The organism is Candidatus Pelagibacter sp. PS_43 (genome assembly GCF_059417795.1).
The window spans coordinates 988,825-1,008,168 of record NZ_CM182066.1; the positions used below are offsets into that span (position 1 = coordinate 988,825).

Below are 19,344 nucleotides of genomic sequence, written 5' to 3' on the forward strand. Positions count from 1 at the left end.
AGAAACTAACTTCCCCAAACATAAATAGCTGCAAATAAAAACAACCAAACAACATCAACAAAGTGCCAATACCATGCAGCTGCTTCAAACCCAAAATGATGGTCTTTATTAAAATGACCTAATTTACCTCTCCAAAGGCATACAGCTAAAAATATAGTTCCTATGATGACATGAAATCCATGAAATCCAGTTGCCATATAAAATACTGATCCATAAATGTGTCCTGAAAAATTAAAGGCTGCATGACTATACTCATATGCTTGAAGTAACGTGAAGCTAAACCCTAAGATAACTGTAAAAATTAATCCTTGAATAAAACCTTTTCTATCACCTTCAATCAATGAATGATGTGACCAAGTTACTGTTGTTCCAGATAATAGTAGAATAAGTGTATTAATTAATGGAAGATCCCAAGCATCAAGTGTTTCTATATCTTGAGGTGGCCAAACACTTCCTACAAATTCATTGGGAAATAAACTTATATCAAAATAAGCCCAAAACCATGCAACAAAAAACATTACTTCAGACGCTATGAATAGTGTCATTCCATATCTATGGTGAATTTGTACAACTGGAGTATGATGACCTTGATGTTCTGCCTCGATAACAACATCTCTAAACCACATGTATGCTCCATATAAAAGTAAAGCTAAACCAAGGTACATTCCCCAAGATACTTCGTTGTGTAAATAATAAACCGAACCTATGGCTAGAACTAAACAAGAGAAAGATACATAAATAGGCCAAGGGCTTGGATCTACTAAATGATAATCATGTTTTTTTTCTGCAGACATATTTTATATTTGAGGCTGTTTATAGTAATCTGATGAGAAAAAAGTATAGGACATAGTTACATCTTTAATATTTTTAGTACCAGGATCATTTACCATTTCTGGATCCAAATAAAAAGTCATTATGTATATAGCCTTTTCCCCTGGTTTTAACTCTTGTTTTTCAAAGCAAAAACAACCTAATTTACTATAATACTTCCCAAATGTTGATGGTGAAACATTAAAGCTTGCAACACCATAGGTTGTCTCATTTCCATAGTTCTCAACTTCAAATTCTATACTATTTACTTGACCAATTTTTACATCCATAACATTTGTCTTGGCTTTAAAGTTCCACGGAAGTTTATTAACATTGGTATCAAATCTAACACTTACTTTTTGATCTAAAACTAACTCAGGGGCCTGTCTTGATACCTGGGTGGTACCACCAAAGCCTGTTACTTTACAAAATAAATCATACAAAGGAACTGCAGCAAAAGATAATCCTAACATTAGAAAAAATATTCCTGCTAATAGAATTGGTGTAAGTGTTTTATTTTGCATTATATTTGTCTATCAAAAACACCCGTATTATAGAGAGTAAAAAAAAATAAAAAAATCATAAATGCTAATATTGCAACTGCTGTTAAAATATTTTTTCGCTTAGTTTTTTTATCAGGTACCATCATAATATTTTATCTATTAAAAAAATAACGAATATCAAAAATAAATATAAAATTGAGTATCCAAATATTGTTTTAGCTTTCTTGGGGTTAAATTTATTTTTTTTGAATTTATAAAGTTGAAAACATAAAAGATTGTAATAAAGCGTTAAAGCTAAAGCAGGTATTAAAAATATTAGTCCAACAAAATCAATTGCATATGGTAAAACAACCATTGGCAACATTAACAGTGAATAAACAAGAATATTTATTTTTGTAGCCTCAATACCATTAGTTAATGGTAACATTGGTATTTTAGCTTTTTTATAATCATCTGACTTATAAAGACTTAATGCCCAAAAATGTGATGGTGTCCAAAAAAATATAATTAAAAAGAAAGTTAATGCTTCTAAAGAAAGTGAATTGGTTGCAATAGTCCAGCCTATTACTGGAGGTAAAGCTCCTGCTGCCCCTCCTATAACAATATTTTGTGGAGTTTTTCTTTTTAACCAAATTGTATAAATGAAAACATAAAACAAAATTGTAAAAAGTAGTAGAACTGCTGATAAAGTATTTGCATAATAGTCTAGTGCAACTACAGAAAAAAATGATAGCAAAATTCCAAAAATTAAAGCTTGTTTTTTATTCACTTTACCCATTGGAATTGGTCTTAAACAAGTTCGAGTCATTAACGCATCAAGGTCAGATTCGTACCACATATTTAATGCACCAGCTGCTCCTGCCCCAACTGAAACAATGAAAATTGCAATCATTGCGTCTAGAGTTGGTACTGTAACAGGCGCCATTAAAAGTCCAACAGCACAAGTAAAAATGACCAAAGACATAACTCTTGGTTTCATTAATTTAAGTAGTTCAGAAAAACTAAAAATTTCTGCTTGTCTTAAATTTCTATTTTTTAATTTAGAATTAATCATTAATATTCAAAAAAATTATAGTTTTACTAACTAGTAGATTTTTCGACACCATCAATATCTTCAAACTTTGGTAACTCTTCAAAAGTGTGAAAGTTAGGTGGTGATGGAACTGTCCATTCCAAAGTTGTTGCACCTTCTCCCCAAGGGTTTTGAGCCGCAGCTTTTTTCTTTGAAAAAGAATAAATTAAGTTAACAAAAAATACTAGCAAGCCTACAACTGCAATATAAGAACCCACAGAGGATACGTAATTCCAACCTGCAAATGCATCTGGATAATCAGCATATCTTCTTGGCATTCCAGCTAAACCTAAAAAATGTTGAGGAAAAAATACTAAGTTCACTCCAATGAATGTTAACCAAAAATGCAATTGCCCCATCCATTCTGAATACTCATACCCAGACATTTTACCAAACCAATAATAAAATCCTGCAAAAATTGCAAATACCGCACCTAAAGATAATACATAATGAAAGTGAGCAACTACATAATAAGTATCATGCATTGCAGTATCAACACCTGCATTTGCAAGAACAACACCTGTTACACCACCTACTGTAAATAAAAATATAAAACCTAATGCCCACATCATGGGAGTTTTAAATGAAATTGATCCACCCCACATTGTTGCAATCCATGAAAATATTTTAATCCCAGTTGGGACCGCAATAATCATTGTTGCAGCTAAAAAATATGCCTTAGTATCTGTGCTTAAACCTACTGTGTACATGTGGTGAGCCCAAACAACAAACCCGACAACACCAATTGAAACCATCGCATAAGCCATTCCTAAATATCCAAATACAGGTTTTTTAGAAAATGTTGAAACGATATGACTGATCATTCCAAAGCCAGGTAAAATTAAAATATAGACTTCAGGGTGACCAAAGAACCAAAATAAATGTTGGTATAAAACTGGATCTCCTCCAGTTTGAGCATCAAAAAATGCAGTTCCAAAATTTCTATCCGTTAAAAGCATTGTTATTGCACCTGCTAAAACAGGAAGTGATAATAACAATAAAAATGCAGTAACTAAAACCGACCAAGCAAATAATGGCATTTTATGCAAAGTCATACCTGGTGTTCTCATATTTAAAATTGTTGTAATAAAGTTAACTGCTCCTAAAATTGAAGAAGCCCCAGCTAAGTGTAAACTTAAAATAGCAAAATCCATTGCAGGTCCTGGTTGTCCAGCTTTTGATGATAAAGGCGGATATAAAGTCCATCCTCCACCAACACCTTGTTGACCTGGAGGGCCATCTACAAAAATTGAAAGTAATAATAAAATAAATGAAGCTGGTAATAACCAAAATGAAATATTATTCATTCTAGGAAAAGCCATATCAGGTGCACCAATCATAATTGGCACAAACCAATTACCAAATCCCCCAATCATTGCAGGCATTACCATAAAGAAAATCATTATTAATCCATGACCTGTAACCAACACATTGTATAGGTGATAGTTACCACCTAAAATTCCATCACCAGGATGCATCAATTCAATTCTCATTAATACTGAAAAAGCTGTACCAATAATTCCTGCAACAATTGCAAAAATTAAATACATTGTACCAATGTCTTTGTGGTTAGTTGAGTAAGCCCAACGTTTCCAACCTGTTGGCGTGTGGTGATCGTCGTGTGATGCTGTTTGTGTGTACATTATTATTTACTCGCTATTTTTTTATATTCATTTTCTGTAATTGGCTCTTTAGCAAATTTCATCTTAGCCTCTGTTAACCATATCGCATATTCTTCATCTGTCACAACTTTTACTGTAATAGGCATAAAAGCATGCTCTATTCCACAAAGTTCAGAACATTGACCGTAGTACGTTCCAACTTTTTCAGCTTTAAACCAAGTTTCATTAATTCTTCCAGGAACAGCATCTCTCTTAACCCCAAATGATGGTAATGCCCAAGCATGCAAAACATCATTAGCTGTAATTAAAACTTTAACCACTTTATTAACTGGAACGATAACTTCATTATCAACAGTTAGTAATCTAGGTTGGTTTTCTTTTAGGTCTTCATCTTTGATCATATATGATTCAAAAATAATATTTTCATCTGGGTACTCATATCCCCAGTACCACTGGTAACCTACAGCTTTAATTGTTAGGTCAGCTTTTGGAATCGTATCTTGTTTATATAAAATTTTAAATGATGGAACGGCCATCACTATCAAAATTAAACATGGAATTAATGTCCATAAAACTTCCACAGCAACATTATGAGTAGTTTTTGATGGGTTAGGATTGTTTGACGCTCTAAACCTTATACAAACGTAAATCATTAGGAATAAAACAAAAACACTAATAGCAATAATTACAGGAAGAAGAATATTGTTATGAAAACTAACAATCTCAGTCATACTTTGAGAAGCTGAATCTTGAAAGCCTAGTTGCCAGTTTTTAGGCTGATCCGCCCAAGCACTAGTCATTAACATTGTAGCTATAATTGTTATTAAAAATTTTTTCATTTGTTACACACTATATAAAGTGTCTTTTAAAAAATTACACTTTAGTTTTCGCGACAAAATATCAATTAATTGCATAATTAACAATTGATAACGCTGAAATTACAGCAGTTTCTGACCTTAGTATATTGTCATTTATCTTAATTGGCTGAACCCCATCAAAACTAAGAATCTCCTTCCTTTCCTCTTCAGAAAAATCTCCTTCTGGACCAATAATTACACACGTTGGATTATGAGTTAATTTATTTAATTTTAATTTTTTATTTTCAGAGTTTAAATCTGTAAATATTAAATCCATTTTTTTTTCCTTTAAAAAATTTTGCAAAGATTGAGGATCTTCAACAAAAGGGACATTAATACGATTAGATTGTTCAGCAGCTTCTATGATTATCTTTTCTAATCTATCTTTGTTAATTTTTCTTACAATTGTTCTGTCAAATATTATTGGAAGAAATTTTGTGACCCCAAGTTCTGTTGCTTTTTGAATCATAAAATTAAAATAGTTTGATTTGATGGGTGAAAAAGCTAACCATAATTCATTTAAAGTCTCTTTTTGTCTTAATTGTTTCGTTATATTAAATTCAACTATACTTTTTGAAATAGTTAAAATTTTTGCTTCCCACTCTCCGTTGCTATTAAATAATGAAAAAATTTCACCAACTTCAATCCTCATAACTTTGTTTACGTAGTGAGATTGTGATTTATTAAGTTTAGCGGTTAAATTAAGTGATAAACTTTCTTTAAAAAATAATCTAATATTACTCATTAATATTAAGTTAAATTATGAAAAATATTAAAGCAATAATTTTTGATGCATATGGCACTTTATTTGATGTCAATTCAGCTGCAGAAAAATGTAAAGATAAAATTGGTGATAAATGGGAAGGCTTTGCTAATTATTGGCGAACTACTCAACTTGAATACACTTGGCTTAGAAGTCTAATGAATAGACATAAGGACTTTTGGCAAGTAACCGAAGATAGTTTGGATAAATCTATGAAGGCTTACGAAATAGATTCATCAATGAGAAATGAATTATTAAATCTTTATAAGGTTCTCTCACCTTTTCCTGAGGTACCTGAGGTTTTAAAAAGATTAAAAGAAAAAAATTATAAATTAGGTATTCTTTCAAATGGAACGCCCTCTCTTCTTAATGAATTAGTTAAGAGTAATAATCTAGATAATATATTTGATGATATTTTTTCAATTGAAGAGGTTGGAATTTATAAACCAGACGCAAAAGTTTATGACTTGCCAATTAAAAAATACAAAATACAAAAAGAAGAAGTTGCATTTTTAAGTGCTAATACTTGGGATGTTTCTGGTGGTGGGAATTATGGTTACAGTTCTATTTGGGTAAATAGAAATAATAATATTTTTGATAATCTTGATTATAAACCTAAAGATGAAGTTAAAAACTTAAAACAATTACTTGATATTATTTAATTCTATTCTCTTCAAAATTCTTATTTAGTTTTACTGAAATAGTTCGAGTATTTTTTTTGTTCCATTCAGAAAAAGATTTTAAAATAGGCATAACTGAAAGACCAAATTCAGTAAGTGAATACTCAACATTTGGAGGCATTATTTGAATAACTTTTCTATTAATTATACCATCAGCCTCTAACTCTTTAAGCTGCTTAGATAACATTTGTTGTGTAATAGTTTTTAATGCTTTTTTAAACTCACCAAATCTCATTTTTTTTCTTTGTAGCAAACCAAACAAGATCCTAATTTTCCATTTACCTCCAAGAAAGTAAACGGCTCTTTCAGCTGGACAATCTATTAAGTTTTTCATGGTATGTTTTTGTATACTAGTATGATTATTTTGCGTTATTGCATTACCAGTAACAAAGCTCTATGAACAAGTCAATTAAATTGAAAGGGTAAAAATGATTAAAGGACAAAACGCAGGTAACGGACCAATCGCAGTAGATGTAGAGAAAGATAAATCTTACTACTGGTGCTCTTGTGGAAAAAGTGCAAAGCAGCCTTTTTGTGATGGATCACATAAAGGTACAGATTTTACACCTCTGGCATACAAGGCTGAAGAAACTAAAAAAATGTTTTTTTGTGCTTGTAAACAAACTAACAATCAACCATTTTGTGATGGATCACATAATAAAAAATAAAGGATAAGATGCAAAATTTAAATAATAAAGTTAATAATTTTTTTTCAAATATAGATGGATTAGCCTCTTTATTTTTTAGATTTGGAATAGGGATAGCTTTTATAATTCATGGCTTAGGTAAATTTCCCTTACCTCCTCAAGGATTAATTGATTATTTTGGTCTGTCACCTATGTTAGCATCAACTGTTGCTATATCTGAATTGTTGACTGGATTGGTATTAATAATAAGTGGTTTTATTAAAAATCCTTTTGGAAATATACTCACAAGGCTATCAGGGCTTAACATAACTATCTTAATGATAACTATACTGATCTTTGCTCACAAAGACTGGTTCTTCACAACAAAACTATTTACAAGTGAACAAATATTTCTTTTAATTGGTGGAGTTTATTTTTTAATTAAAGGTAATCGAACATAAATATGAGCCAAATCGAAGTAGAAAAAATAATAGAACCAGTTGCAGCATCAGATGGTGCTGGTGTTAAATTAAAAAGAAGCATTGGCACTCACCTTATTGACTACCACGATCCTTTCTTAATGCTGGATGAATTTGGCTCTGAGAATAAAGATGATTACATTGGAGGCTTCCCTCCTCATCCTCACAGAGGAATTGAAACAGTAACCTATATGCTTGCTGGTGATTTTGAACATAAAGACAGTACAGGTGGTGAAGGAATAATGACTGCTGGAGATGTTCAATGGATGAAAACTGGAAGCGGCATTATTCATTCAGAAATGCCCGCTATGAAAGAAGGTAAGCTTCATGGATTTCAATTATGGGTAAACATGCCTGCTAAATTGAAAATGACTAAGCCAGAGTATATTTACATTGATGCAGATAAAATGAGTACTCACAAGGATGATGATAAAACAGTTAAAGTAATTGCTGGAAAATTTGAGGATGCAGAAGGACCTGTTAAAGGTCATAATGTTGAACCTGTTTATTTTGATGTAGAACTTGAAAAAGGAAAAGAATTTAATTTCGATCTTCCCTCAACTCACAATTCATTAATATATTTAATTGAAGGAGAAATTAAAGTTGGCAATCAAGAGCATGATGCCGTTAAAGACTCTACTCTAATTATTTTAACCAGAGGTGAAAAATTAAAAGTTTCTAGCTTAACTAAAGCTAAGTTTTTATTGATATCTGGAAAGCCAATTGGTGAGCCTATTGCTAGAGGAGGTCCATTTGTAATGAACACTAAAGCTGAGATCTTGCAAGCAGTTCAAGATTATCATAATGATACATTTGTAAAATAATGAAAAAAATTCAAATAGAAAAATTTGGTGGCCCTGAAGTTTTAGAAGTTAAAGATATTGAGATTGGTAAACCAGGCGCAAAGGAAGTTTTGATAAAAAATTTATCAATTGGTCTTAACTATATTGATGTTTATCACCGAACAGGCTTGTATCCTATTCCTCTTCCAAGTGGAATTGGCCTAGAGGCATGTGGAGTAATTGAAGAAGTTGGTTCTGATGTTAATCTATTTAAAGTTGGCGATAGAGTGGCTCACTCGTCAATGCCAATTGGAAGTTATTCAGAAAAACAATTATTTCCTCAAGAAAAATTAGTTTTAGTTCCAGAGGGTATCTCAGATGAAATTGCGTCTTGTATTATGCTTAAAGGAATAACTGCTGAATACTTATTACACAGAGCTTATCCAATTAAAAAAGGGGATAAAGTTTTATACCATGCAGCAGCTGGTGGTGTTGGCCAAATATTATGTCAGTGGGCTAATGCATTAGGAGCTGAAGTTATTGGAACAGTTGGCTCTAAAGAAAAAGAGGCTATTGCTAAAAAAAATGGTTGTCATCATGTAATAAATTATACAGATACAAACTTTGTTGAAGAGGTGGAAAAAATTGTAGGAAAAAATGGAGTTGATGTTGTCTATGATGGTGTTGGTATTAAAACATTTGATGGATCGATTGAAACCTTAAAAGTTAGAGGCATGATGGTCGCTTTTGGTAACGCATCAGGTTACGTTGATACTATAGATGTTAAAAAACATATTAATGCAAAAGGATTGTTTTTTACTCGTCCTTCTATTGCACATTATACCATGACAAGGGAAGAATTGGTTGAATCAGCTAAAAAAGTTTTTGATGCAATTTTGTCTGGAAAATTTAAAGTTGAAATTTCAAAAAAATACTCACTTGATGATGCTAAAAAAGCTCATGAAGAATTAGAAGCAAGACTGTTAACTGGTCCTGCGGTTATTATTCCTAATTAATCTAAATCGACATCCATATCAGACATATGCCATTTAAGTGCATTAGTAGATACTTGAATTTCTCTTAAAAAAACAACAATTGAAACCATCATAGATAAACAACAAGATCCAAAAATTATTCTAGCAACAAAAATCTCATTTAGGTACAGAGCAAAAACAGTTAATAAATTAAATAGAAGACCAAATGCAGCAAACATAATCGTCCATTTTAATAAAACTATTCTTCCATTTAAATTAATAAATTGCTTTTTCCATTCAGGTGGAATGTGATTTTCATAGACATGTTCATCATGAAGCTGCCTAATAAGCTTACTTAATGAGTGAAATCTATTACTATAAATGTTCATAAGCAAAGGTATTGCTGGAAACATCAATGCTGTAACTGTGTAATCTATATTCATACGAATCAGTTTGATTATGAAACTAGCCTTTGTTATTTACAAGTAAAATATTATGAAGCAATTAAATCTCTTTATCGAATTAACTAGATTAAAAAAGCCTATTGGCTTTATGCTATTATTTTGGCCTTGTGCATGGGGTTTAACACTTGCCTATGATTTTTCAAATTCACTCAATAATTATTTTTTTTATTTATTTTTATTTTTTATTGGATCAGTTCTAATGCGTTCTGCAGGCTGTATTATAAATGATATTTCTGATAAAGAATTTGATAAAAAAGTAGAGAGAACTAAAAATAGACCGATCACTTCAGGTAATGTCTCTGTTAAATTGGGATTGCTCTATACTATTATTTTATGTTCGATTGCTTTTTTAGTTTTAATTAATTTTAATAATTTAACAATTATCTTAGCCCTTGGTTCTATGCCTTTAGCATTTACTTATCCATTAATGAAAAGGTTTACTTATTGGCCTCAACTATTTTTAGGAATAACATTCAATTATGGTTTGGTTCTTGGATGGACAGCAATACAAGGGGAAATAAATGCTGTGGCTATTATCTTTTATTTTGGAGCCATATTTTGGACACTGGGATATGACACTATTTATGGGTTTCAAGATATTAAAGATGATGAAATTATAGGTGTAAAATCAACTTCAATAAAATTTAAAAAAAAACCAAAATTATTTTTAACAACATGTTATTTACTCTTTTTAATTTCTTTAATTTTAGTAAGTTTTATTATGAAGTTTAATTCAATGTCTTATTTTTTTATTCTTATCTCAGCTGTACATTTATTTTTTTTTCAAATCTATAACTTTAATTATCAAGATCCAAAAACTTGTTTGAAAATTTTTAAAAGTAATAATTTTTTTGGTGCTATAGTTTTGTGTAATATTTTGATTGGGAAACTTTAAGTGAATAAAATCGATATTATAAAAAGACTTTTTTTTGATTATACAAAAAAACATATTAATAAAATAATATTATCTGTATTTTTTGCCTTACTTGTGGCTGGTAGTACATCAGCCATTGCCTATCTTTTAGATCCAGCAATAAAAAAAATATTTATTGAAAAAGATCAAGCTTTAATAATTATCATCCCAATTTTCATTATTGTTGCTTTTGCTGTGAAAGGCTTTTCACTATATGTGGCAAAAGTTCTTATGATAGGTGTTTCAGAAGAAGTAAGAAAAGACCTTCAATGTGACATGTTAAATAACTTAGTTGAGGCTGACACAAAATTAATTGATGGAAAGCATACTGGAAAATTTATATCCAATATAACTAATGATGTAAGTCATATTACCAACTTAATCAGCACTGCAGTTTTAAATATTTTTAAAGATAGTTTAACTTTAATCGGATTATTGATTGTAATGTTTTTTCAAAATTGGAAGCTTTCCTTAGTGGCAATTATAATGATACCTCTAGCAACTTTTGCAGCAAGAACCTTGGGTAAAAGAATAGGTAAGGTTGCAACAGAACAAATGCTAAAAGCTGGAATTCTTAATACATATTTAATTGAACTTTTTAAAAATCATAAACTTATTAAAATTTTTCAACAGGAAAAATATGAAAAAATAAGAGCAGAAAAGTTCATAAATGATGTTAAAGAAAAAAGTATAAAAATTGCAACTGTCTACGTTAGATCATCACCAATAATGGAAACCTTAACTGGTATTATGATAGCAGTTTTAATTTTTTACTCTGGAAAGTTAGTTTTAAAGAATGAAATTGATATAAATAATTTTTTCTCTTTTCTTGCAGCTATGATGCTAGCATATCAACCGGTTAGATCACTTGCTACATTGAATATAACAATTAGCCAAGGACTTTCAGCTGCAAAAAGAATTTTGCCTGTTATTGACGAAAAATCTGAACTTCTTCAAAACAAAGATGGCTCTGAAATAAAAGTTGATACAGGCAATATTGAATTTAAAAATGTATCTTTCAAGTATGAAAAAGAAAAAGAAATCAGAACCTTAAATTCAGTAAGTATAAAAATGTTAGGTGGAAAAATGACCTCAATTGTTGGTCATAGTGGTGCTGGTAAATCAACAATATTAAATTTAATTCCAAGGTTTTATGATGCAATTTCAGGAGATATAGAGATAGATAATCAATCTATTTATAAATGTACCATACAATCTTTAAGAAAAAATATTTCGCTAGTTAGTCAAGATACTACTTTATTTGATGATACAATTAGAAATAATATCGCTTATGCAAACCTACATGCAAGTCAAAAAGAAATTGAGGAAGCAGCAAAATATTCTTTTGCAAGTGAATTTATAGAAAAACTTCCGAATAAGTATGAAACTATTATCGGTGAAAATGGAACTAGATTATCTGGTGGTGAAAAACAAAGACTTTCAATAGCAAGAGCAATGCTAAAAAAAAGTCAAATTATTTTATTGGATGAAGCAACATCATCACTAGATGCGGAAACGGAAAATAAAATTCAAGATGCTATAAATTTTTTAACTAAAGATAGAACAACAATAGTGATAGCCCATAGATTATCGACAATTTTAAATTCAGATAAAATTTATGTAATTGACTCAGGTGGAGTTGTTGGTGAAGGAAATCATGAACAGCTACTAGCAAACTCAAAGGTCTATAAAAACTTCTACGAAAAACAAATTAAGAAAGTTTAATGTTTTTTTTTTACAGGCTTCTAATAAATTTAATTTTTATTTTATCACCTATAATTGTAATAATAAGATTATTACAAAAAAAAGAAGATCCATCAAGATTTAGGGAAAAGCTAGGTTTTTTTTCAAAAAAAAAGACTAAAGGAAATTTGATATGGTTTCATGGTGCGAGTGTTGGAGAAATCTTAAGTGTGGTTCCTCTAATAGAAAAACTAGAAAAAAATAATAAAATAAAACAAATTTTAGTAACTTCAAATACTCTAAGTTCCTCTAAGATTTTATCAAAATTAAAATTAAAAAAAACTATCCATCAATTTTTTCCAATAGATACAAACTATAATGCTCACAAATTTTTAGAATATTGGGATCCATCTATTGCAATATTTATAGACTCTGAAATATGGCCAAATATGCTTACAAATATAAAAAAAAAATCAATATCATTAATGTTAATTAACGCAAGAATAACTGAAAAATCTTTTAAGAAATGGAAGTTTTTTTCTTCCTCTGCTAAAACGATATTTCAAAATTTTGACATATGCATATCATCAAGCTTGGCGTCAAAGAATTATTTAAGATTACTTGGTGCAAAAAAAATTTCATATTTTGGTAATTTAAAATTTACTCAAAGCAAACAAGCTACAAATGAATTAAGTAATAATTTAAATAAATTTTTTTTAACAAAAAAAATATGGTGTGCATCCAGCACACATGGAATTGAAGAAAAGCTATGTGCAAATACACATAAAAAACTTAAAGTTAAGTATAAAAACTTATTAACAATTATAATACCAAGACATATTCATAGAGTTAAAAAAATTCTCCAAGATATAAGGGAAATGAATTTAAAAATTCACTTGCATGACTCTAAAAAAAAGATTGATAAAAAAACAGATATATACCTAGTAAATACTTTTGGACAAACCCAATCTTTTTTTAAGATTAGTAAAACTGTTTTTTTAGGAGGCTCAATTATTAAACATGGAGGGCAAAATCCTTTGGAGGCAGCAAAGTATGGGTGTCAAATATTACATGGCCCAAATATATGGAATTTTAAAGAAATTTATAACCTTTTAAAAGCTAATGGAGCATCACATAAAGTTACCACGCCCAATCAATTAACTCTTAAAGTTAGCAAAATACTGAACAATAAAAGTAACTCTAAAAAACTTCAATTAAAAATAAAAAATCTTAGTTCTAAAATTTTAAACTCAACCTTAAATGAGATAAACTTTCATATAAAGAAAAAATGAAATTTAAAAAACCAAAATTTTGGGACTATCAACGTCCAAATTTATTGTCATATATTTTGTTGCCACTAACTTTTCCACTAATTTTAAATAATTTTTTCTTAAATAAAAAAAAAAATAAAAAAAAAATCATAAGCCTAAAAAAATTTGTGTAGGAAATATATATGTGGGTGGCACAGCAAAAACTCCATTGACAATAAAAATTTATCAAATTTTAAATAAACTTGATATTAATGCTTGCACTATAAAAAAGTTTTACAAAAGCCATTATGATGAGCAAAAAATGCTATCTGAAAAAACTTTACTTTATTGTGAAAAAAATAGAATTGATGGACTTAATAAGGCAATTCTAGACAATAAAGATGTGGCAATTTTTGATGATGGTCTACAAGATGGCTCAATAAATTATGATCTAAAAATTGTTTGCTTCAATGATTTAAAATTAATTGGAAATGGTTTTTTAATTCCTGCGGGACCTCTAAGAGAAAAAATAAATAGTATCTCAAAATACGACATGGCTTTTATTAATGGGAATGAGATAGATAACTCTAAACTAAAGTTACTATTAAAAAGATATAATGCTAATATTGAAATATTTGAGACCAGCTATAAAGCTACAAATATCAAAGAATTTAATATTAATGATAAATATATGATTTTTTCAGGCATAGGTAATCCTGATAGTTTTAGACAAACATTGATCAGTAATAATATTAAGATAACCAAAGAAATAATTTTTCCTGATCATTACAACTATACTCATAAGGATATTGACCAAATAAAATATCAGGCAAAAAAACTTAACTTAAAAATATTAACTACTGAAAAAGATTATATTAAGATTAAATCAATCGATAACAATGATATTAGATATTTAAAAGTAGAGCTGGATATCAAGAATGAAGATGGGCTAATAAATCATTTAAAAAAATATATATGAAATTAATAAAATATTTTTTTCAATTTGTAATTATAATAACACTTCTTCTTTTATTTAAAATTTTAGGGCTTAAAATTGCTTCATTTATTTCTAATAAAATTGCATCTAGTTTTGGGCCCTTTTTTAGATCTAAAAATTTAATTAAATCAAATATTCTTAAAGCACTTCCACATTTAAATCCTGAGGAATTAGATAAAATTTCAAAAAAGATGTGGGGAAATTATGGAAGAATACTTGCTGAATACGTTTTTATAAAAAATTTTAGAGGGCCCAAATTTAATAATAATATAAAAGTTAAAGGTCAAGATGTGCTTGAAAAAATTAAAAAAGATAATGAGCCTGTTATATTTGTTTCAGGACATTTCAATAACTTTGAATTAATGGCTCTACATATTGAAAAATCAGGGATTAACCTAGCAGCAATTTATAGACCGCTTAATAATAAATTTCTTAACTATATAATGGAGAGGGTAAGAAAAAAATATATTTGTAAAAATCAAATCAAAAAAGGAATTTCAGGTACTAAAAAATTACTTGGATTTTTTAAACAGAAAACTTCTATAGCACTCATGATTGATCAAAGAGTTTCTCAAGGTATTAAGGCTAAATTTTTTAATGATGAATGTTTTACAACTACTATTCCTGCACAATTTGTTAAAAAATTTAAATGCAAAATAGTCCCTGTTTATATTGAAAGAATACAGAGCACAAATTTCCAAATTACTATACATGAGCCAATAAATTTTTCAGGTGATGAAACAATTGAGTCGATAACTTTAAACTTAAACAGTTTGTTAGAAAAAATGATTTTAAAAAATCCTGAACAATGGATTTGGTCTCATAATCGTTGGAAATAAAAATTCTTTAAAGTTATTCACTTTCTCTTTTTTTTGCTGCCTCGACGTACGAATAATATGGTTCTTGCAAATCCACATTCCAATAATTCAAAGTATTTAGATCAATCTTCTTACCAGATACAGCACAAATTACATGATCACCCTCTTCAATAACTTCAAAATTATTTGGTAAATATTTTATTTTTGCTAATTTTTTATTCATTTTTAGTTTATACATTATTACATGAAAGTTGGGATAATAGGAAGTGGTGGTCGTGAACATGCTATTTGTCACAAACTCAGCACTATTAAAAAAATAGAGCAACTATATTGTTTTCCCGGAAATGCTGGAACAGCAAAAATTGCCAAAAATATTTCAATAAACTTAGAAAATTTCAATGAATTAAAAGATTTTATAAAATTAAATAAGATTGATTTAATTATTGTTGGTCCTGAAAAGCCACTCGTAGAGGGAATTGTAGATTTTTTAGAAACAAACAATATTCAAGTTTTTGGTCCCAACAAAATTGCATCTCAATTAGAAGGTTCAAAAATTTTTACAAAAAACTTATGTAAAAAATATAATATTCCGACTGCTAACTTTGGAATTTTTCAAAATATTGATGAGGCTAAGCAATTTATAAATAAAACTAAATATCCTATTGTTATAAAGGCTGATGGATTGGCTTCTGGAAAAGGTGTTTATATTTGTAATAAGCTAGATGAAGCTAAAATTGCAATAGATGAAATTTTTAATGGTAAATTTGGTGTTGCTCATAACTTGCTAGTTGAAGAATTTTTAAGTGGTGAAGAAATGAGTTATTTCATAATTAGTGATGGTAAAACAATAAAAAAGTTTGACACTGCTCAAGATCATAAAAGAGTTTCAGAAGGAGATGTGGGTAAAAATACTGGAGGTATGGGTGCCTACTCTCCCTCAAGATTAATCAATGATGAATTAGATAAAAAAATTTTATCAAAAATTATTGAACCGACAATTTTAGGTTTAAAAGAAATGGGCACAACCTATAAAGGTTTTTTATATGCAGGCCTCATGATTGTAGAAGGTGAGCCCTATTTAATAGAATATAACGTACGTATGGGAGATCCTGAGTGTCAAACTATTCTACCAAAACTAAAATCTAATTTATTAGAAATTTTTTTATCTTGTTGTAATGAAAAACTAAATAACACTCAGATAGAATGGCATAATAAAAAAAGTTTATGTATTGTAATGTGCTCAAATGGATATCCAGACCAATTTGAAAAAAATATTTTGATTGAACATTTGGATGAAATAAAATTAGGCACAAATGAATATTGCTTCCATGCTGGAACGAAACTTATTAATGATAAATTTTATGCAATTGGTGGGAGAGTTTTAAATTTTGTCTCTTTATCAGAAAATTTTTCTACATCTAGAATAAAGATAATAGATATAATCAAATCACTTAATTGGAATGGTGGCTTTTATCGAAAAGATATCGGTTACAAGGTTATTAATGAATGAGAATAATATCTGGAAAATCTAAAGGTAAAAAAATATTTGATCCTATAGATATTAATACGAGACCACTTAAAGATTTAACAAAAGAATCTATATTCAATATAATTACTCATTCAAATAAATTTAATACTGCACTAGAAAAATCAAATATTTTAGATTTATTTTCTGGAGTAGGGTCTTTTGGGCTTGAGTGCCTTTCTAGAGGTTCTAAAAGTGTAACTTTTGTAGAAAACTACAGTATTGTTTTGCCAATCTTAAAAAAGAATATTTTTAATCTTGGTTATCAAGATAATTCATCGGTGATGAATAAAAACATCTTAAGCCAATTAAATTTTAAAAACTTTGATACCAAGTTTGATATTATTTTCATGGATCCTCCTTATAAAGAAAAAAACCTGAGCAAAATAATAAAAGATATATTTGAGGCAAAGATAATAAAAGATAACGGAATAATAATTATTCATAGACACAAAAAAGATAAAGATGAATTTCCAAAAGTATTCAGGATTATTGAAGAAAAAACTTACGGAATATCAAGGGTATTTTTTGGTTCGTATACTTATTAAAATAATATTTTTTTTGTCTCTTTTTTGATGAGCTCTACAGCTGGTTGATCATATGGGTTAATTTTTAGCGCTCTTCCAATTAAAATAGTTTCTAAGATAAAAAAACAAAATAACTCTCCTAAAGCATTTTCATTCCGATTGATTATTTTGAAACTTCTAAATGGAATTTTTTTATTTAAAAAAACTTTTTCCGTTGCTAATTTTTGAGAAATAATTATTTCGCTGAGACTTTTATTTTTTAAATGACTGTGTGAAGCAAGAATCTTGTTATTAATAATTTTATCTGAGTTTTTATTGCTAACATGAAAAAAAGTAAAAAAATTATTTTTTGGACCATCCAAGTAAAGCTGCATCACACTATGGTTATCTTTCGGCATTAAAGATATTGTAGGCAAAATTCCATTGCCCTTTTTTCCTAAACTTTCAGCCATTAATTGCTGATACCATCTGAATAAACTTTCTGAACTTTCGTCATAATTAAGAATAATTGAGTTAAATTTTTTTTTCTTTAAAAAATATAAAGAATTATTTACATTTATTACTAAAGCATCAATAAATTTTTTGTTTTTAATCAGATTATTTAATTGTTTAAATTTAGTACTATTTAAGCCCATAAGTTCAGCAGGTAACATTCCCACTTCAGAGAGAACAGAATATCTGCCTCCAATAAAATTATTATGATGTACTATTTCAGTTTTTAATTTTTGAGCCAATAAGTGTAAATAATTATTTTTATTTTCTGTAATAAAAATATTTTTATCTTGATTTTTAATAATAATATTTGAATTTGATATTGTCTCAAGAGTGTTTCCTGATTTTGAAACAATAATATTTAGATACTTTTTTTTACTAGAACCTGTATCCATCTTTGACTGAAGATTATTAAAAAAAAATAAATTTTTTTTTATTCTGCTCTTTAAGAAAGAAAAAATAGCTTCTGTTCCAAGAATCGAGCCACCCATACCGATTATTCTTATATTACTAAATTTTTTAAATTTAAGGATGATTTTTTTATTATAGCTATTCTTATAATTTGTACTTAGAGAATTTAATACTGCATTTCTATTAAGTAAAATATTTTTTAGGTCTTTTTTTATTTGCTTGCTATTTTTTTTTATCTTAAAATTTTCAAATTTAATATTTTTTGTAAGCATTAATTGCTTTTAATTTTTTCTAATATACTTTTTTCTAATGAGCTATCTGGTGACTCGGATAAAGTAACTGTGCTCTCAGTATTAGAACCTTTAGTTAAAATTTCTTTCAAACTAATCTCACTTTCTTCCTGATTATCATCTTTATTTAAAGTTGTTGGTTCTGGTAAATTTTCAAAATCTGGTGGAAGTGATAATGGATTTTTTTTCTTAACTAAAAATTCGTCAGAATTTGATTGTTTTTTTCCAGTCAAACCATCTTTGACACTTTGACAGGCGCTGACCGTAAACAAAATTATTAATATAAGAAATATTTTTTTAAATAGATTTTTCATTTTTTTTATTATTAGCAAATATTTCATCAAAAATAAGGCATATAATACCTAATGTTATAAATATATCTGCGATATTAAAGACAAACCAATGAAAATCCTTAAAGTGAAAATCAATAAAGTCTGGTACAGCAGAATAATATATTCGATCAAAAAGATTTCCTAAAGCTCCACCAAGAACAAATATTAAGGAAATTTTTTTAAAGCCATTATTATTATAGATCATTATCGCTAATGTAATACTTATCAGTGCTATTATTAAAGTGATCGAGTTATAAATAAAACTTTCATTAAAAGAAAATAATCCAAAGGCGACCCCTTTATTCCAAATAAGGTAAAAATTCAGATACTCGGTCAAATATATATCAACTTTACTTTCTATTTCACTAATTTTAATAATGTAAATTTTAGAAACCCTATCGACTAAAAAAATAAAAAAGATAAGTAAAATGTCGATTGATATTTTTTTTAAATTCACTTTAGGTATTTAATTTT

General features: G+C 28.5%; 24 protein-coding genes. 12 read left to right on the forward strand and 12 right to left on the reverse strand.

Features of this window, described 5'->3' with window-relative positions:
* Positions 1-5: 5 nt before the first annotated feature.
* From AC5SLL_RS05405 to AC5SLL_RS05430, 6 genes are all read right to left on the reverse strand, one after another.
* Positions 6-794 (reverse strand): cytochrome c oxidase subunit 3, encoded by a 789-nt coding sequence (locus tag AC5SLL_RS05405; RefSeq protein WP_494572932.1) that lies wholly within the window; start codon positions 792-794, stop codon positions 6-8.
* A gap of 3 nt (positions 795-797) precedes the next feature.
* Positions 798-1,334, reverse strand: coding sequence for a cytochrome c oxidase assembly protein (locus AC5SLL_RS05410; protein ID WP_494572933.1), 537 nt, complete (start codon positions 1,332-1,334; stop codon positions 798-800).
* A 121-nt stretch (positions 1,335-1,455) separates the two neighbouring features.
* The gene (cyoE, locus tag AC5SLL_RS05415) at positions 1,456-2,367 is read right to left on the reverse strand and encodes a heme o synthase (RefSeq protein ID WP_494586375.1); all 912 of its coding nucleotides are present in this window, start codon (positions 2,365-2,367) and stop codon (positions 1,456-1,458) included.
* A gap of 26 nt (positions 2,368-2,393) precedes the next feature.
* Complete coding sequence (gene ctaD, locus AC5SLL_RS05420) at positions 2,394-4,028, reverse strand: cytochrome c oxidase subunit I (protein ID WP_494572935.1); 1,635 nt, start codon at positions 4,026-4,028, stop codon at positions 2,394-2,396.
* Positions 4,029-4,030: 2 nt separating this feature from the next.
* Positions 4,031-4,846, reverse strand: coding sequence for a cytochrome c oxidase subunit II (coxB, locus tag AC5SLL_RS05425; RefSeq protein ID WP_494586376.1), 816 nt, complete (start codon positions 4,844-4,846; stop codon positions 4,031-4,033).
* Between the two features lie 61 nt (positions 4,847-4,907).
* The gene (locus AC5SLL_RS05430) at positions 4,908-5,609 is read right to left on the reverse strand and encodes an RsmE family RNA methyltransferase (protein WP_494586377.1); all 702 of its coding nucleotides are present in this window, start codon (positions 5,607-5,609) and stop codon (positions 4,908-4,910) included.
* A 17-nt stretch (positions 5,610-5,626) separates the two neighbouring features.
* Here AC5SLL_RS05430 and AC5SLL_RS05435 point away from each other — a divergent pair, with 17 nt between their 5' ends.
* Positions 5,627-6,289: a haloacid dehalogenase type II gene (locus AC5SLL_RS05435; RefSeq protein WP_494572938.1), complete on the forward strand. Its 663-nt coding sequence runs from the start codon at positions 5,627-5,629 to the stop codon at positions 6,287-6,289.
* On the opposite strand, the gene AC5SLL_RS05440 is transcribed toward AC5SLL_RS05435, so the two are convergent.
* Entirely contained in the window at positions 6,282-6,641 is a 360-nt protein-coding gene (locus AC5SLL_RS05440; RefSeq protein ID WP_271516308.1) for a winged helix-turn-helix transcriptional regulator, read from the reverse strand. The genes AC5SLL_RS05435 and AC5SLL_RS05440 overlap by 8 nt on opposite strands.
* Before the next feature lie 94 nt (positions 6,642-6,735).
* On the opposite strand from AC5SLL_RS05440, the gene AC5SLL_RS05445 reads away from it, so the two are divergent.
* Genes AC5SLL_RS05445 through AC5SLL_RS05460 form a run of 4 tightly spaced genes read left to right on the forward strand, consistent with a single transcriptional unit; the run spans position 6,736 to position 9,210 of the window.
* Positions 6,736-6,975: a CDGSH iron-sulfur domain-containing protein gene (locus AC5SLL_RS05445; RefSeq protein WP_271516307.1), complete on the forward strand. Its 240-nt coding sequence runs from the start codon at positions 6,736-6,738 to the stop codon at positions 6,973-6,975.
* 8 nt (positions 6,976-6,983) lie between these two features.
* The gene (locus AC5SLL_RS05450) at positions 6,984-7,394 is read left to right on the forward strand and encodes a DoxX family membrane protein (RefSeq protein ID WP_271516306.1); all 411 of its coding nucleotides are present in this window, start codon (positions 6,984-6,986) and stop codon (positions 7,392-7,394) included.
* Between the two features lie 2 nt (positions 7,395-7,396).
* Positions 7,397-8,236 (forward strand): pirin family protein, encoded by an 840-nt coding sequence (locus AC5SLL_RS05455; RefSeq protein ID WP_494586378.1) that lies wholly within the window; start codon positions 7,397-7,399, stop codon positions 8,234-8,236.
* Positions 8,236-9,210, forward strand: coding sequence for a quinone oxidoreductase family protein (locus AC5SLL_RS05460; protein ID WP_494586379.1), 975 nt, complete (start codon positions 8,236-8,238; stop codon positions 9,208-9,210). The genes AC5SLL_RS05455 and AC5SLL_RS05460 overlap by 1 nt, the downstream gene beginning before the upstream one ends.
* Here AC5SLL_RS05460 and AC5SLL_RS05465 read toward each other — a convergent pair.
* A complete protein-coding gene (locus AC5SLL_RS05465) occupies positions 9,207-9,611 on the reverse strand; it encodes a DUF2721 domain-containing protein (protein WP_494586380.1) in 405 nt (134 codons plus the stop codon). The genes AC5SLL_RS05460 and AC5SLL_RS05465 overlap by 4 nt on opposite strands.
* Positions 9,612-9,663: 52 nt before the next feature.
* Here AC5SLL_RS05465 and ubiA point away from each other — a divergent pair, with 52 nt between their 5' ends.
* From ubiA to AC5SLL_RS05490, 5 genes are all read left to right on the forward strand, one after another.
* Positions 9,664-10,527: a 4-hydroxybenzoate octaprenyltransferase gene (gene ubiA, locus AC5SLL_RS05470; RefSeq protein ID WP_494586381.1), complete on the forward strand. Its 864-nt coding sequence runs from the start codon at positions 9,664-9,666 to the stop codon at positions 10,525-10,527.
* The gene (locus AC5SLL_RS05475; RefSeq protein WP_494586382.1) at positions 10,528-12,270 is read left to right on the forward strand and encodes an ABC transporter ATP-binding protein; all 1,743 of its coding nucleotides are present in this window, start codon (positions 10,528-10,530) and stop codon (positions 12,268-12,270) included.
* On the forward strand, positions 12,270-13,520 hold the full coding sequence (locus AC5SLL_RS05480) for a 3-deoxy-D-manno-octulosonic acid transferase (RefSeq protein ID WP_494586383.1): 1,251 nt from the start codon (positions 12,270-12,272) through the stop codon (positions 13,518-13,520). Before AC5SLL_RS05475 ends, AC5SLL_RS05480 begins: the two co-directional genes overlap by 1 nt.
* 163 nt (positions 13,521-13,683) lie before the next feature.
* Positions 13,684-14,457: a tetraacyldisaccharide 4'-kinase gene (gene lpxK / locus AC5SLL_RS05485; RefSeq protein ID WP_494586384.1), complete on the forward strand. Its 774-nt coding sequence runs from the start codon at positions 13,684-13,686 to the stop codon at positions 14,455-14,457.
* Positions 14,454-15,314, forward strand: coding sequence for a lysophospholipid acyltransferase family protein (locus AC5SLL_RS05490; RefSeq protein ID WP_494586385.1), 861 nt, complete (start codon positions 14,454-14,456; stop codon positions 15,312-15,314). The genes lpxK and AC5SLL_RS05490 overlap by 4 nt, the downstream gene beginning before the upstream one ends.
* Before the next feature lie 13 nt (positions 15,315-15,327).
* Here AC5SLL_RS05490 and AC5SLL_RS05495 read toward each other — a convergent pair whose 3' ends face one another.
* Positions 15,328-15,516, reverse strand: coding sequence for a DUF2093 domain-containing protein (locus AC5SLL_RS05495; protein WP_271486152.1), 189 nt, complete (start codon positions 15,514-15,516; stop codon positions 15,328-15,330).
* 21 nt (positions 15,517-15,537) lie between these two features.
* Between AC5SLL_RS05495 and purD the strand changes: the two genes are divergently transcribed.
* A complete protein-coding gene (purD, locus tag AC5SLL_RS05500) occupies positions 15,538-16,803 on the forward strand; it encodes a phosphoribosylamine--glycine ligase (RefSeq protein ID WP_494586386.1) in 1,266 nt (421 codons plus the stop codon).
* A complete protein-coding gene (gene rsmD, locus AC5SLL_RS05505; RefSeq protein ID WP_494586387.1) occupies positions 16,800-17,366 on the forward strand; it encodes a 16S rRNA (guanine(966)-N(2))-methyltransferase RsmD in 567 nt (188 codons plus the stop codon). The genes purD and rsmD overlap by 4 nt, the downstream gene beginning before the upstream one ends.
* On the opposite strand, the gene AC5SLL_RS05510 is transcribed toward rsmD, so the two are convergent.
* From AC5SLL_RS05510 to lspA, 3 genes are read right to left on the reverse strand one after another with little or no spacing between them, the layout of a single operon-like run.
* Positions 17,363-18,520, reverse strand: coding sequence for a phosphoglucose isomerase-related protein (locus AC5SLL_RS05510; protein ID WP_494586388.1), 1,158 nt, complete (start codon positions 18,518-18,520; stop codon positions 17,363-17,365). The genes rsmD and AC5SLL_RS05510 overlap by 4 nt on opposite strands.
* The gene (locus tag AC5SLL_RS05515; RefSeq protein WP_494586389.1) at positions 18,520-18,852 is read right to left on the reverse strand and encodes a DUF3035 domain-containing protein; all 333 of its coding nucleotides are present in this window, start codon (positions 18,850-18,852) and stop codon (positions 18,520-18,522) included. Before AC5SLL_RS05515 ends, AC5SLL_RS05510 begins: the two co-directional genes overlap by 1 nt.
* Positions 18,836-19,336, reverse strand: a complete 501-nt coding sequence (lspA, locus tag AC5SLL_RS05520; protein ID WP_494587074.1) for a signal peptidase II — start codon at positions 19,334-19,336, stop codon at positions 18,836-18,838. The genes AC5SLL_RS05515 and lspA overlap by 17 nt, the downstream gene beginning before the upstream one ends.
* Between the last annotated feature and the right edge of the window lie 8 nt (positions 19,337-19,344).

Excerpts from the sequence above, each read along its gene's own strand:
- AC5SLL_RS05405 (WP_494572932.1), bottom strand. The coding sequence starts at position 794 with ATGTCTGCAGAAAAAAAACATGATTATCATTTAGTAGATCCAAGCCCT.
- AC5SLL_RS05410 (WP_494572933.1), bottom strand. The coding sequence starts at position 1,334 with ATGCAAAATAAAACACTTACACCAATTCTATTAGCAGGAATATTTTTT.
- cyoE (WP_494586375.1), bottom strand. The coding sequence starts at position 2,367 with ATGATTAATTCTAAATTAAAAAATAGAAATTTAAGACAAGCAGAAATT.
- ctaD (WP_494572935.1), bottom strand. The coding sequence starts at position 4,028 with ATGTACACACAAACAGCATCACACGACGATCACCACACGCCAACAGGT.
- coxB (WP_494586376.1), bottom strand. The coding sequence starts at position 4,846 with ATGAAAAAATTTTTAATAACAATTATAGCTACAATGTTAATGACTAGT.
- AC5SLL_RS05430 (WP_494586377.1), bottom strand. The coding sequence starts at position 5,609 with ATGAGTAATATTAGATTATTTTTTAAAGAAAGTTTATCACTTAATTTA.
- AC5SLL_RS05435 (WP_494572938.1), top strand. The coding sequence starts at position 5,627 with ATGAAAAATATTAAAGCAATAATTTTTGATGCATATGGCACTTTATTT.
- AC5SLL_RS05440 (WP_271516308.1), bottom strand. The coding sequence starts at position 6,641 with ATGAAAAACTTAATAGATTGTCCAGCTGAAAGAGCCGTTTACTTTCTT.
- AC5SLL_RS05445 (WP_271516307.1), top strand. The coding sequence starts at position 6,736 with ATGATTAAAGGACAAAACGCAGGTAACGGACCAATCGCAGTAGATGTA.
- AC5SLL_RS05450 (WP_271516306.1), top strand. The coding sequence starts at position 6,984 with ATGCAAAATTTAAATAATAAAGTTAATAATTTTTTTTCAAATATAGAT.
- AC5SLL_RS05455 (WP_494586378.1), top strand. The coding sequence starts at position 7,397 with ATGAGCCAAATCGAAGTAGAAAAAATAATAGAACCAGTTGCAGCATCA.
- AC5SLL_RS05460 (WP_494586379.1), top strand. The coding sequence starts at position 8,236 with ATGAAAAAAATTCAAATAGAAAAATTTGGTGGCCCTGAAGTTTTAGAA.
- AC5SLL_RS05465 (WP_494586380.1), bottom strand. The coding sequence starts at position 9,611 with ATGAATATAGATTACACAGTTACAGCATTGATGTTTCCAGCAATACCT.
- ubiA (WP_494586381.1), top strand. The coding sequence starts at position 9,664 with ATGAAGCAATTAAATCTCTTTATCGAATTAACTAGATTAAAAAAGCCT.
- AC5SLL_RS05480 (WP_494586383.1), top strand. The coding sequence starts at position 12,270 with ATGTTTTTTTTTTACAGGCTTCTAATAAATTTAATTTTTATTTTATCA.
- AC5SLL_RS05490 (WP_494586385.1), top strand. The coding sequence starts at position 14,454 with ATGAAATTAATAAAATATTTTTTTCAATTTGTAATTATAATAACACTT.
- AC5SLL_RS05495 (WP_271486152.1), bottom strand. The coding sequence starts at position 15,516 with ATGAATAAAAAATTAGCAAAAATAAAATATTTACCAAATAATTTTGAA.
- purD (WP_494586386.1), top strand. The coding sequence starts at position 15,538 with ATGAAAGTTGGGATAATAGGAAGTGGTGGTCGTGAACATGCTATTTGT.
- rsmD (WP_494586387.1), top strand. The coding sequence starts at position 16,800 with ATGAGAATAATATCTGGAAAATCTAAAGGTAAAAAAATATTTGATCCT.
- AC5SLL_RS05510 (WP_494586388.1), bottom strand. The coding sequence starts at position 18,520 with ATGCTTACAAAAAATATTAAATTTGAAAATTTTAAGATAAAAAAAAAT.
- AC5SLL_RS05515 (WP_494586389.1), bottom strand. The coding sequence starts at position 18,852 with ATGAAAAATCTATTTAAAAAAATATTTCTTATATTAATAATTTTGTTT.